Source organism: Syntrophomonas sp. UBA1041 (assembly GCF_002316705.1).
Lineage (GTDB): Bacteria > Bacillota > Syntrophomonadia > Syntrophomonadales > Syntrophomonadaceae > DTU019.
This window is the reverse complement of record NZ_DCEA01000024.1, coordinates 407-12,228: the sequence shown is the minus strand read 5'-3', so window position 1 is coordinate 12,228 and position 11,822 is coordinate 407. Positions and strand designations below refer to the sequence as shown.

Below are 11,822 nucleotides of genomic sequence, written 5' to 3'. Positions count from 1 at the left end.
AAAAACTGCATTATCTCTTGACCGGAGGCAAAACCAGCCCCGATCACAGCCCCCAGGTAACCCCACACCAAGATAGCAGCCTGTCGGATAAGAAGCCCTCCCTTCCCCATTGGCTTCTTACATTAATATTCCAGCCCGGGATCAAATAAAGCATAAAAATAATGGCAGTGGCTAGAATATGTATAAAACAGTTTAAAAGGGGGCCATATATTGCAGCTGCATATTAATCCTGTTGTGGAGGAAGCGGTTTCCTTTCATTATGATGATCCACTCTGTTTTAATCGCATTTATCAGTCGGTTTTTAAAAACCTGGTGGAGAATGACCCTAAGGCTGGCCGCGAACCGGTGTATGTTTGTATTGGTACTGACCGTGCCACCGGCGATTGTTTAGGGCCTCTGGTGGGCAGCAGGCTGAAAAGCCTGCTGCCATCAGCCCACATATTCGGCACCCTTGAAAACCCGGCTCACGCAGTCAACTTGGCCGAAACCCTGGATGAAATTAGCCGGAAGATCCCGCAGTCCTTGATTGTGGCCATAGATGCATGTCTGGGCAAGGTGGATCGGATCGGTTTTATAAATGTCAAGAAAGGCAGCCTGCAGCCGGGAACAGCCCTTAATAAGGAGCTTCCTGCGGTAGGCGATTTTCATGTTTCTGGGGTGGTCAATGTGGGAGGCTTGTTGGATCACCTGGTTTTGCAGAATACCCGTTTGTATGTAGTCTACCGGATGGCGGAATTAATAGCCGAAGGCCTGACTGTGGCCCATTTACAATACCTGCGCCTGCGCGAAAGAACTGCCCTGGCGGGGTCATAACCCAGATAATACTCTCCATTTTGCGGCACCCGGGCCTGCGCCCAAGACCGCTAGGTAGCCGCAGGGCTTTCATCCTCACAGCCAAGAATTTTAATGACCTCACAGTCTTCTACACTGCTGAATTCCTCATAAAACTGGCTGACGGCGTACATCTGCTGTGGAATATGCAGAACCAGGATTGCATCTGCCTCGTTTATTAAAGTACGATAGGCATTGCGCGAGCAGACCGGCACCGCTACGCGGATCTCCCTCACTCCCTGTCTTTTCAGGTAGCGGATGGCCGCCTTTATAGTAAAGCCGGTGGCAATGCCGTCATCTACCAGCAAAACCCTCAATCCTTTGAGGAGAATGGCCTTTTTATGGCTGCGAAACAAGTCAAGCTGCCGGTTCAGCTCTTTTTGCACCACCTGGGCCATACGTTTTATGGGTTCACGCTGCTCCTCCCAAAGGTTCTGCAGCCGTTCATGCACCAGTATTTCACCATCGGGGGTTACCGCCCCGACCGCATATTCCGGCAGGCTGGGAGAGCCCATCTTCTTGGCCAGAACTACATCAAGCGGACAATTGAATTGCTTCGCTATCTGCCTGGCGGGAACGATGCCTCCGCAGGGGATCCCCAGGACGATATCGAATTCCCAGCCTTGTTCTTGTAAGGTCTTAACCAGCATATTGCCGGCCTCTACCCGGTTCTTAAACAATTATACCCTCTCCTCCTCAAGCTGCTGGAATATATTTGCAGCGCCCTGATCTCTCTGACCCGGCTCATATACTGTGCTTACATTCCGGTTTCTTCCAAGCGACCCTACATATAGCAGCCGCTGTCACACTAATCAGGCCGGCGCCGCTTATTGCTACTTTTCCGTTAAGGCTGCCCTTCCTTAATTCAGGATCTTGGTGGATTGTCCCTCTGGCCGCCATCAAAGCCGCTATACTTTGATGTGAGAGGCTTTCCCGCTTCGCTTTATGCCGGTCAAATGTTTGCTATTTAATAATTATTGAGAATTGCAAAGGTAGGTTGGACTATGTTTTTGCGAATATCGATGCTACGGTCAGTCCTTCTATATCGCCAAGGTCCTTGAAAGCTGCTTGTAGCGTTTCTGCAAACCGCCAACGGTTATAACTGATCCTGGCCTGTTGCGCCGCTTAATGGTCATCAAACCCTGCTCCAAGCGATCCGTCCCTGTCTCTGCCTATGTTTTTATTTTTCGAATATTATTCCTTCATTATTACTGGACTGGATTCCTTCTTTTGCCATATCCCGGGGGCAGGGCAATGTTTCACGTGAAACATTCTACACCCCGGCAGGGTGCGGGAAATAAGCGGCGCTAAATGCTCCCTTGATATTCTTGCATTACATCTTAACAAGGCTCGGTCACAAATGCCCGGTTTGCTTTTCAACACCCGGCAATTTTTTGGCAGGTGAATCTTATAGCTGCTGTTTTTTACGGAATCGCCAGGTATGAATAGAAATGCCGGTCTCCTGCAGCGGAGGTCTGAATGAACAAGCATCCGGGGGTTTTTATTTTGATCTTTAAAGATTTAAAAGGAGGATAATGTTTCACGTGAAACATTCTGCTAAAGCCCTAGCAACTCCAGTACCCTTTCCAGGTCCTCATCATCATAATAGCTTATCTGTATTTTGCCCCCGCGAGGTCCCGGGTATATTTCCACCCGGGTGCTATAATGCTCTTGCAGTCTCTCTTCCAGATCTAAAATCTCCGCTGCTTTGATAGGGATATCCTCCACGGTCCTTTTTACTTTTTTCTTGCCCGCCCGCCCTTTGGCCTCGGCCTGCCGCACTGAAAGTTTATTTTTTATAATTTCCCCGGCCTGTATCAGTTGTGCCTTGGCATCCGGCAGTGTCAGCAAGGTGCGAGCGTGCCCGGCTGTTAACTGCCCGGCCTCTATCATCTGCAGTATCTCATCAGGAAGCGACAGAATGCGCATGGTATTGGCTACATGGGCCCGGCTTTTGCCTATAACTTCTGCAACCTTCTCCTGGGTATATCCGTAATGTTCCATAAGATGCCGGTAAGCCCTGGCTTCTTCTACAGCATTCAAATCTTCGCGCTGTATATTCTCAATTAATGAGATCTCGGCTGCTTCACGGTCTTTGATGTCCCTGATTATCGCCGGCAGGGAATCCAGGCCGGCCAGTTTAGCCGCTCTATAGCGCCGCTCCCCGGCAATAATCTCATATTTATTGCCCCGGGGCCGGAGCAAGAGGGGCTGCAGCAGGCCCTGAGCTTTGATTGACGCAGCCAATTCCTGTAGGGTCGCGTCGTTGAATCTGGTACGCGGCTGCCCCTGGCGCGGCATAATATGTTCAATTTCAATGTTGACGATCTGCTGACTGTCCAGGCCCATTAAATCAGTAGACAGCAGTGCATCCAGACCTCTTCCCAAGCCGCGTTCTTTCTTAGCCACGCCTGAGCACCTCCTGAGTGAATTCCTTATATATCTCGGCTCCCCTTGATCTGGAATCATATAGAACCACCGGTTTCCCGTGGCTGGGGGCTTCACTTAAGCGTACGTTGCGGGGAATAATGGTACGGTACACCTGTTTGCGAAAATGCTTTTTAACTTCATCAACCACCTGTATGGAAAGATTGGTTCTGCCGTCAAACATAGTAAAAACAATGCCCTCTATCTGCAGGGTTGGATTCAGGCGGCGTTTTACCAGAAGCACCGTATCTACCAGTTGGCTTAGGCCCTCCAGGGCATAATACTCGCACTGCAGAGGAATGATCACCGAATCGCTGGCCACCAGGGCGTTGATAGTCAAAAGCCCCAGTGACGGGGGGCAGTCGAACAAAATATAATGGTATTCATCATCAACCACCTTAATGGCGTTTTTGAGCCGGTGTTCGCGATGTTCCAATCCGGCCATTTCCACTTCGGCGCCGGCCAGTTGAATGGTGGCCGGAATCAGATCGAGCTTCTCCACCCGGGTGGGCGTGATCAGATCTGTAACCGGGCGTTGATCCAACAGCACATTATAAAGGCATTCTTTGAGGCTGCGCCGGTCGATGCCCAACCCGCTGCTGGCGTTGCCCTGAGGGTCGCAGTCCACCAGGAGCACTTTATATCCTTCCAGGGCCAGGCAGGCGGCCAGGTTCACGGCGGTAGTGGTTTTGCCCACCCCGCCCTTCTGATTGGCTAAAGCGATCTTTTTAACCGGACCCGCACCTATTTCTTGCTTTTGCTGCCGGGGCTTATTCCCTCTGCGTAACCATGCCATCTGCTTTACTATTTCCTCCACATGTCGAGTCTTTGTTTGTTATTATAGCAAAAAGCAACCATATTGTGTTTTTGTTACCATTAAACAGGCATAAAAAAAGGCGGGTTGCCCGCCGTCAAACCTTAAAATCCGCCGCTCATGCGCCGCGGTTTACGCACTTTGCCGATGCGAATATTGATCCGGTATTCATCCTCGCCGTCTTCCTCTTCAATTTGTATCTCTACCCCAATTTGCCGGGCGCGCCTCACCGTTTCTTTGATGGTGTTGATAAAAATGCGGGCGTCATGGATGATCATGGAAACTTGCTGCCCGCCGGGTTTGGCCTCGCTTTCCCGGGGCATGTTGTTTTTGCTCAGATCCTGTACCAATTTCTCGGTTTCTTTTACCGTCAACTCCTGTTCGTAGATCTGCTTAATGGCCGCGATCTGCAATTCAGGGCTGTTGAGCTTAAGCAGTGCCCGGGCGTGGCGCTCGCTGAGCATATCCGGCACTATAAGGCTCTGCACTTCCAGGGGCAGTTTTAGAAGTCTGAGCTTATTGGCTATGGCTGACTGGCTTTTGCCTATTTTGCGAGCCAGGTCCTCCTGAGTCATATCGAAATTATTGATTAACAGGCTATAGGCATTGGCTTCTTCAAAATAATTCAATTCCCGCCGCTGAATATTCTCAATAAGTGATACCGCCGCGGCGTTTTGATCATTCATGTTCTGCACAATGGCCGGGATGCGCTCCATCCCCAGCATACGGCAAGCCCGAAAGCGGCGCTCGCCGGCAATGATCTGGTATTCTCCTTCCACTGAGCGCACCACGATGGGCTGAATCAGTCCATAGGCTCTGATAGACTGAGCCAGTTTGAATAATTCCTCTTCATCAAACTGCTGCCGGGGCTGATAAGGATTAGGTCTGATAAGCTCCGCCGGGATCTGTTCGACCACCTTTTGCTGTCCTTTTCCGGTCATCTTCTCCCAGGCCTTAAACAATTCATATCCTCCTTTTACAAGGGACGTTTAGCGGGAATTCCCGGTCGTCGCGGGTAACGCGCCGGGGTAGGGGTGGTCTTTTTTACTACCAGCAAAATACGATCGCGTTCCTGCATCAAGGTATAATCATGCTGTTTGACCAGGACTCCTCCCAGGGTTTGCAGGGCATGCTGCGCTTCATCTATTTCCTGCTGATAATTGCGCCCCTTCCAAATAACCGCCTGCCCTCCCACAGTGAGCAAAGGCAGGGAAAGCTCCAAGAGTACGTTTAAAGCCGCCACCGCACGGCTGGTGCATAACTGGAATTGCTCGCGAAATCCCTCCTGATGTCCCAATATTTCGGCGCGCTCTGGGACTACTGCAACATTCGACAATTGCAGCTTAGCGGCCACATTATTTAGAAACTGCGCTTTTTTGCGGTCGGACTCCACCAGGGTCACCTGGCAGTCCGGGCGGCTAATAGCCAGAATCAGTCCGGGAAACCCGGCCCCGCTGCCGATATCAACCAGTCTTTTTCCAGATATATCCATAAGCTGGTTGGCCTGCAGGCTGTCCTCCACATGTTTGTCAATCTCTTCCGCCAGACTTTTGCGGCTCACCAGGTTTTGCTTTTTATTCTCTTCCTTTAGAATCTCAATAAATCTTTTTACTTTATATTCCATACCCGATCAGGATTTCCTTCTAGCTTTTTCCAGATTGATAAGCAGCACATTGATGTCAGCCGGGTTCACCCCTGAAATACGGGAAGCCTGACCTATTGACCGGGGACGAATAGCCTGGAGCTTCTGCAGGGCCTCATTGGAAAGCCCGTACACTTCACCATAGTCTATATCCTCGGGGATTCTACGCTCTTCGAGTTTTTCGAACTTCTTCACCTGTTCCCGCTGTTTGTTGATATATCCCTCATATTTGCTCTGTATCTCCAACTGTTCCAGGATGTCGGGCGGGGCCTCCTCCAGCCAGCCCTGTTCTACCAACTGCCCGATTTCGATTTCGGGACGGCGCAACAACTCCCATAGGGAGATGCGGTCTTTTAAAGGGGCGCTGTTTTGGGCGGCCAAAAAGCTTGTCATTTTTGCGTCTCCAGGGGTGAAAGTGGTCTCAACCATCTGTTTTTTTGCTGCCTCCAGCCTGTCCAGCTTGAGGCTGAAAGCCTCCCAGCGCACATCATCCACCAATCCGATTTCGCGGCCTTTGGCGGTTAAACGCAAATCGGCATTATCCTGGCGCAGCAACAGGCGGTATTCTGCCCGTGAGGTCAGCAAGCGGTAGGGCTCATCATTTTCTTTGTTGACCAGATCGTCTATTAATACTCCCAGATAGGCTTCACTGCGCTTCAGAATCAAGACTTCCCGGTCTTGCACCTTGAGAGCGGCGTTGATGCCTGCTATAAGGCCCTGTCCGGCAGCCTCTTCGTATCCCGATGTCCCGTTTACCTGGCCGGCGGTGAACAGCCCGGGTATAACCCGGGTCTCCAGGGACAGCTTTAATTGCGAGGGAATCACGTAATCGTACTCGATAGCATAGCCTGTGCGCATCATGTGCACATTTTCCAGGCCCGGTATACTCCGCAATACCTGCAACTGCACGTCTTCAGGCAGACTGGTATTAAGTCCCTGTACATACATCTCATCGGTGTTGCGGCCCTCCGGTTCAATGAACAGCTGATGCGATGATTTATGGGAGAACCTCACCACTTTATCCTCGAATGACGGGCAATAGCGCGGGCCTCTTCCTTTGATTACCCCGGTGAACATGGGGGCCCGGTGGATATTGTCCATAACGATCTGGTGGGTGAGCGGGGTGCTGTGGGTCAGCCAGCAGGATATCTGTTGCCGCGGTTCCAGCGGGGAGAGGTAGGAAAATCGTAAAGGACGCTCGTCCCCGGGCTGTTCGATCATCTTGGAAAAATCCACCGAGCGCCGGTTTATGCGCGGCGGGGTGCCGGTCTTGAAGCGTCCCAGAGTGAGTCCCAGTTCCATCAGGCTTTGAGAGAGTTTCATAGCCGGCACCTGATTATTGGGGCCGCCATCATAGATGACATCTCCAATAATGATGCGTCCTTTCAGATAGGTTCCCGAAGTCACCACCACCGCCTTACAGAGGTACCGCGCCCCGGTTCTGGTGACAACCGCCGCAACTCCGCTTTGATCGGCTTCAATCTTCTCCACTTCGGCCATCAGCAGGTCGAGACCAGGCTGCTGCAAAAGGGTATCCACCATAGCCCAATGGTACTGATGCTTGTCGGCCTGAGCCCGCAGGGCCTGAACCGCAGGGCCTTTGCCGGTATTGATCATGCGCATCTGAATACAGGCTTTGTCGGTATTTATAGCCATTTCTCCGCCCAGAGCATCGATTTCTCTGACTACCTGAGCCTTGGCCGGCCCCCCCACAGAGGGATTGCATGGCATCAAGGCAATATGTTCGATGCTCAAAGTGGATAATAGGGTGCGGCATCCCATGCGGGCGGCCGCCAGGGCCGCTTCGCAGCCGGCGTGTCCGGCGCCAATCACCACAACATCATATGACCCCGCGTCATAAACCATAGCCTTCCTCCTGAATATATGGATAAACCTTATTTGCCAATACAAAAATCCCTGAATATACGTTCAATTGCATCCGCTTTCAAGCTCTTGCCGGTCAGCTCGCTCATATCCTCCAATAGCTCACTGATCTCAACCGCCAGGCAGTCAAGCGATACCTGGCCCAGTATCTCGCTAACAGACTCAATGTGCTCCTGACAGTCTTGTAAAATTTGCTGCTGGCGGGCGCTGAGAAGCATCTCCACCTCTCCCTCCCGGCCTAATCCGGACAAAATCATGGCTTCAACCCGGTTCTGCAACTCGTTTAAGCCCTGTTCTTCGCGGACCGAGCCAAAAATCACCGGTATGCCGGGAAAACAGGCCTGAATCCGCTCGTGATCGATCTGTTTTTCAACCAGGTCGTCTTTATTTATGAGAATAATGGTCCGGTCCGGATTAAGGCTGTGAAATACCTCTTCATCCTCCAAGGTGATGCCGGAAGTTATATCCAGCAGGAATATGGCCAGTGCCGCTTCGCTTATGGCCTGCTGCGCCATCTGTACTCCGATGGCCTCCACCCTATCCTCGGTTTTGCGTATACCGGCGGTGTCGATGAGGCGGACGGGAATGCCTTTGATATTCACATATTCTTCTATGATATCCCGGGTGGTTCCCGGTATTTCGGTAACAATGGCGCGGTCACGGCCGCTCAGCCAATTGAGCAAACTGGATTTGCCCACATTGGGTTTTCCACAGATAACCACCTTCACCCCGCTGCGGTAGATTTCAGCCCGTTTCCCGGCCGCAAGCAATTGGCCCAGGTGATGCTGTACTTCCGCCAGCAGTCTTGCAATTTCCTCATAATCCGGTTCGCCCACCTCTTCAGGAAAGTCGATACTGGCCTCTATAAGTGCTGCGGCCTGTATCAACCGGTCTTCCAGACGGTGTATATACCGGCTGTTATATCCGGAGAGCTGTTTCACAGCCAGGTTCAAAGCCTTTTTGCTTCTGGCCCGGATAATCTCGATGACCGCTTCTGCCTGGCTGGCATCAAGCCGCCCGTTAAGATAAGCCTGCTGGGTGAATTCCCCGGGATACGCCTCTCTGATCCCCTGGCCCAGAACCTGTTCCAAGCATTGGCGGGCAGCCAGAACACCGCCATGGCAATGTATTTCCACCGTGTCTTCAGCGGTATAGCTGTGCGGCTTGCGCATTACCGCCAGAAGGCATTCATCGATAGGCTGGCCCTGATCATCGACAATCCAGCCCAGAATCATCTGGTATCCGTGGAGTTGGTTCAGAGCGCGGTCTTTTATCCTGGGCTTAAAAATGGCCCCTACTTTGGCAATGGCCTCACTGCCGCTGACCCGGATAATGGCAATGCCGCCTTCACCTGGCGGGGTGGCAATAGCCGCTATGGTTTCCTGCTGCATCTTTCAAAAACCTCTTTAACCCGGTTTGGTGTTGACTATAAATATCTTACCAGATTAAATACCGCTTTACACAAGGGCCCCGGCTGTTGTTCCCGCATAATTATGGCATTTAGCCGGCAATGTCGTGAAACTTTGCGGTCTGAATGCGGTTTAAAATGGCATAAAAAAAAGGCCCGTAATAAGGGCCTTTATTCATTTACCTTTTAAGAGATATCACTACTTTGCGATTAGGCTCATCTCCGGTCGAATAGGTGGTTACCTGGGGGTCGCTCTGTAAAGCGGTATGAACAATTCGCCTTTCCTGTGAACTCATCGGTCTCATTACCACATTTTTCTTAGTGTTTTTTACCTTATCCGACAACCGCAGGGCCAGGCTCTGCAAAGACTGTTCTTTCTTTTTTCGATAGTCTTCCACATCCAGGACGATGCGCATCTTTTCCTCCCGGTTGCGGTTGTGAATGAGTCCGACTACGAATTGCAGGGCATTTAAAGTCTCGCCTTTTCTACCGATCAGTAAGCCTACATCCTTGCCGGCAATATTGATCCGCACCCGGTCTTCTTCAACATCGACCTTATCAATGCGGTATGCCAGTTTCATGCGGTCCAGCAACTCCTCTAAAACCTTCTGGACATCTTCCCCCGGTTTCTCTCGTTTCGAAACCCTGACCACAGCCGGCTTTTTGCCCATAAATCCCAAAATACCCTTGGTAGGCTCTTCGATAACTTCAATCACCACATCATCGATGTCGCAACCTAGTTCATCAAGAGCTGCTTTGATGGCTTCATCAACGTTTTTTCCTCTTTTTTCGATTACTTGCTCTTCCATGGGTGTTCTTGCCTCCTTTGTCCCTCCCCGCTGTCTGTTCTTGTTCTAAATCGGAAGCCGGCTCATCATCCATTTCATCATCTATACCGGATGTATTTAGACGGGCTTCAATAGGCTGTTCAAATTTAGCCGCGACGGTTATTCCTGTTCCAGTATCCAGTTTTGCCTGTTTATGGCTGTGATTGACTAACAGCTGCTGCAGTATCCCTAAAATGTTAAAGGTAACCCAGTACAGTGCCAAACCCGCAGGAACTGTGGCTGCGATCCACGCCATCATCAAGGGCATCATATACATCATGGATTTCTGGGTAGGATCATCTGCATTGACGGTAGACACCTTCTGCTGCAGGTAAGTGGTTCCGGCGGAGAGTAATGCCAGTATAAATAGCGGATCTCTCTGGCCTAAATTGGAAATCCAGAAAAATGCCGCATGAGCTGGCTCCACAAACTGAAGATGCAGCAAGGACTGATAGAATGCTATAAATATCGGCATCTGTAAGAGCAACGGCAGACATCCGGCCAGTGGACTGACCCCCGATTCCTTATACAGTTCTGCCAACTTTTTCTGCATGACTTCGGGTTCATCTTTGTATCTTTCCTGTAGCTGTTTCATGCGCGGCTGGATTTCCTGCATATCCCGCATTGATTTCAACTGCTTCTGATTGATAGGGAAAAGCAGCAGCTTGATCAATAAAGTCATTAAAATAATCGCCAGCGCATAACTGGGAAATCCCAGGGTTACCGTAAAATCATACAGAAATTGAATCAGGCTAGTAAACCATTGAACAAAGGTTTGCCACAAACTAAGCCCTGCTATGAGCGACTATTCTTCGCCGCCAGCAGGTTTCACCTCCTTAAGAGTGAACCTCGTAATATGGTGTCAACGCTATAAATCTCAGGGCAGGGGATCATAACCCCCCGGATTAAAGGGATGACACCGGCAAATTCTCTTGACTGACAACCATCCTCCTTTTAATACCCCATACTTTTCAACTGCTTGCAACGAATAACTGGAACAGGAAGGATAAAAACGACAGGCAGGGAGCCTGAATACGCTGGTCTTCTGGTAGATTTTAATTATTGTCAAGACCGCTTTCTTTAACATAGCTTGGCTTTCTTCAGGGTAAACAACAGGTCTTTATGTAATTCTTCACAGCTGCTCTCTTTAATGCTGGGGCGCGCATTGATCACGACATCAAAGGGCTGCTTCAAGCCAGGCATGATCTCACGCCACAAGGCTCTGAGCCTTCTTTTGGCCCGGTTCCGAATCACAGCCTTGCCCACTTTCTTGCTTACGACAAAACCTACTCGGCTGCTTTCCCCTGCTCCGGGTCTAAAAAATAACAGTATATAGCGGCCCGATACTCTATGGCCAGATTTATAAATGTTGTGGAAATCTCGCCCCTGTTTAATCCGCTGTGATTTTGCTAACATTCAGGACCTTCCCAAAACAAATAAAGGCCGTTTTTGACGACCTATGCTGATAGCGACTTTCTGCCTTTTCTGCGCCTGGCAGCCAACACTTTTCTGCCGCTGGCGGTGGCCATCCTCTTTCTAAAACCGTGTACCTTTTTTCTCTGCCGGTTTTTAGGCTGGTATGTTCTTTTCATCTATGGTTGCCTCCCTTGTTATAAACACCATTTTATTATATTGACATAAGCCCCTTAATGTCAAGAATACCACGGATTCTAAATACTTCTAAAAAATGGCTTAATCTGCTATGATTATACTATATTTTCAGCTTGGCCTTAATAAAGGACAGTTGCGCTTGTGCAAAGCATTGGTTATCATTGGTTTCTGAGCGCTTATCCACAGCCTTTTAATTATTCACAGCAAGTTTATCCACAAACCAACAGGAGGCCTAAAGGAATGTCCATTGACCACGCCGTGATCTGGAATAAGATCATGCAATCTCTGCGCGAAGAAATCGGTTCCACCAGCTTTGACATCTGGTTCAGTTTAGTAAAATATGATTCTTTCCTTAATAATAACGTTATTATCAGTGTC

General features: G+C 50.1%; 14 protein-coding genes. 2 read left to right on the top strand and 12 right to left on the bottom strand.

Going from position 1 to position 11,822, the window contains the following annotated elements:
- The first annotated feature begins 210 nt into the window (after nt 1-210).
- Nucleotides 211-813, top strand: a complete 603-nt coding sequence (yyaC, locus tag B2633_RS04895) for a spore protease YyaC (RefSeq protein WP_483169530.1) — start codon at nt 211-213, stop codon at nt 811-813.
- Nucleotides 814-863: 50 nt separating this feature from the next.
- Here the strand turns inward: yyaC and B2633_RS04890 are convergent, their stop codons facing one another.
- From B2633_RS04890 to rpmH, 12 genes are all read right to left on the bottom strand, one after another.
- The gene (locus B2633_RS04890; protein WP_483169528.1) at nt 864-1,511 is read right to left on the bottom strand and encodes a phosphoribosyltransferase; all 648 of its coding nucleotides are present in this window, start codon (nt 1,509-1,511) and stop codon (nt 864-866) included.
- Between the two features lie 877 nt (nt 1,512-2,388).
- Nucleotides 2,389-3,240 carry a ParB/RepB/Spo0J family partition protein gene (locus tag B2633_RS04885; protein WP_483169526.1) on the bottom strand — a complete coding sequence of 284 codons (852 nt, stop codon included), beginning with the start codon at nt 3,238-3,240 and terminating at the stop codon, nt 2,389-2,391.
- Nucleotides 3,233-4,054, bottom strand: a complete 822-nt coding sequence (locus B2633_RS04880; RefSeq protein WP_481041940.1) for a ParA family protein — start codon at nt 4,052-4,054, stop codon at nt 3,233-3,235. The genes B2633_RS04885 and B2633_RS04880 overlap by 8 nt, the downstream gene beginning before the upstream one ends.
- A 122-nt stretch (nt 4,055-4,176) precedes the next feature.
- Complete coding sequence (gene noc, locus B2633_RS04875) at nt 4,177-5,034, bottom strand: nucleoid occlusion protein (RefSeq protein ID WP_483169525.1); 858 nt, start codon at nt 5,032-5,034, stop codon at nt 4,177-4,179.
- 14 nt (nt 5,035-5,048) lie between these two features.
- On the bottom strand, nt 5,049-5,696 hold the full coding sequence (gene rsmG / locus B2633_RS04870; RefSeq protein WP_483169523.1) for a 16S rRNA (guanine(527)-N(7))-methyltransferase RsmG: 648 nt from the start codon (nt 5,694-5,696) through the stop codon (nt 5,049-5,051).
- Nucleotides 5,697-5,702: 6 nt separating this feature from the next.
- On the bottom strand, nt 5,703-7,580 hold the full coding sequence (gene mnmG / locus B2633_RS04865) for a tRNA uridine-5-carboxymethylaminomethyl(34) synthesis enzyme MnmG (protein ID WP_483169522.1): 1,878 nt from the start codon (nt 7,578-7,580) through the stop codon (nt 5,703-5,705).
- Nucleotides 7,581-7,609: 29 nt separating this feature from the next.
- The gene (gene mnmE / locus B2633_RS04860; RefSeq protein WP_483169520.1) at nt 7,610-8,989 is read right to left on the bottom strand and encodes a tRNA uridine-5-carboxymethylaminomethyl(34) synthesis GTPase MnmE; all 1,380 of its coding nucleotides are present in this window, start codon (nt 8,987-8,989) and stop codon (nt 7,610-7,612) included.
- Nucleotides 8,990-9,185: 196 nt separating this feature from the next.
- The gene (gene jag / locus B2633_RS04855) at nt 9,186-9,815 is read right to left on the bottom strand and encodes an RNA-binding cell elongation regulator Jag/EloR (RefSeq protein WP_483169519.1); all 630 of its coding nucleotides are present in this window, start codon (nt 9,813-9,815) and stop codon (nt 9,186-9,188) included.
- Nucleotides 9,775-10,617, bottom strand: a complete 843-nt coding sequence (locus B2633_RS04850) for a YidC/Oxa1 family membrane protein insertase (RefSeq protein WP_483169518.1) — start codon at nt 10,615-10,617, stop codon at nt 9,775-9,777. Before B2633_RS04850 ends, jag begins: the two co-directional genes overlap by 41 nt.
- 93 nt (nt 10,618-10,710) lie before the next feature.
- Nucleotides 10,711-10,920, bottom strand: coding sequence for a membrane protein insertion efficiency factor YidD (gene yidD / locus B2633_RS04845; protein ID WP_481041954.1), 210 nt, complete (start codon nt 10,918-10,920; stop codon nt 10,711-10,713).
- Nucleotides 10,914-11,249, bottom strand: a complete 336-nt coding sequence (rnpA, locus tag B2633_RS04840) for a ribonuclease P protein component (protein ID WP_481041956.1) — start codon at nt 11,247-11,249, stop codon at nt 10,914-10,916. The genes yidD and rnpA overlap by 7 nt, the downstream gene beginning before the upstream one ends.
- Nucleotides 11,250-11,290: 41 nt before the next feature.
- Nucleotides 11,291-11,425 (bottom strand): 50S ribosomal protein L34, encoded by a 135-nt coding sequence (gene rpmH, locus B2633_RS04835; RefSeq protein WP_481041958.1) that lies wholly within the window; start codon nt 11,423-11,425, stop codon nt 11,291-11,293.
- A gap of 259 nt (nt 11,426-11,684) precedes the next feature.
- Here rpmH and B2633_RS04830 point away from each other — a divergent pair.
- Nucleotides 11,685-11,822 (top strand): DnaA N-terminal domain-containing protein (locus tag B2633_RS04830; RefSeq protein WP_483169547.1); only part of this gene is annotated, 138 nt, incomplete at its 3' end.

Excerpts from the sequence above, each read along its gene's own strand:
- B2633_RS04880 (WP_481041940.1), bottom strand. The coding sequence starts at position 4,054 with ATGGCATGGTTACGCAGAGGGAATAAGCCCCGGCAGCAAAAGCAAGAA.
- rsmG (WP_483169523.1), bottom strand. The coding sequence starts at position 5,696 with ATGGAATATAAAGTAAAAAGATTTATTGAGATTCTAAAGGAAGAGAAT.
- mnmG (WP_483169522.1), bottom strand. The coding sequence starts at position 7,580 with ATGGTTTATGACGCGGGGTCATATGATGTTGTGGTGATTGGCGCCGGA.
- mnmE (WP_483169520.1), bottom strand. The coding sequence starts at position 8,989 with ATGCAGCAGGAAACCATAGCGGCTATTGCCACCCCGCCAGGTGAAGGC.
- jag (WP_483169519.1), bottom strand. The coding sequence starts at position 9,815 with ATGGAAGAGCAAGTAATCGAAAAAAGAGGAAAAAACGTTGATGAAGCC.
- yidD (WP_481041954.1), bottom strand. The coding sequence starts at position 10,920 with ATGTTAAAGAAAGCGGTCTTGACAATAATTAAAATCTACCAGAAGACC.
- rnpA (WP_481041956.1), bottom strand. The coding sequence starts at position 11,249 with ATGTTAGCAAAATCACAGCGGATTAAACAGGGGCGAGATTTCCACAAC.
- rpmH (WP_481041958.1), bottom strand. The coding sequence starts at position 11,425 with ATGAAAAGAACATACCAGCCTAAAAACCGGCAGAGAAAAAAGGTACAC.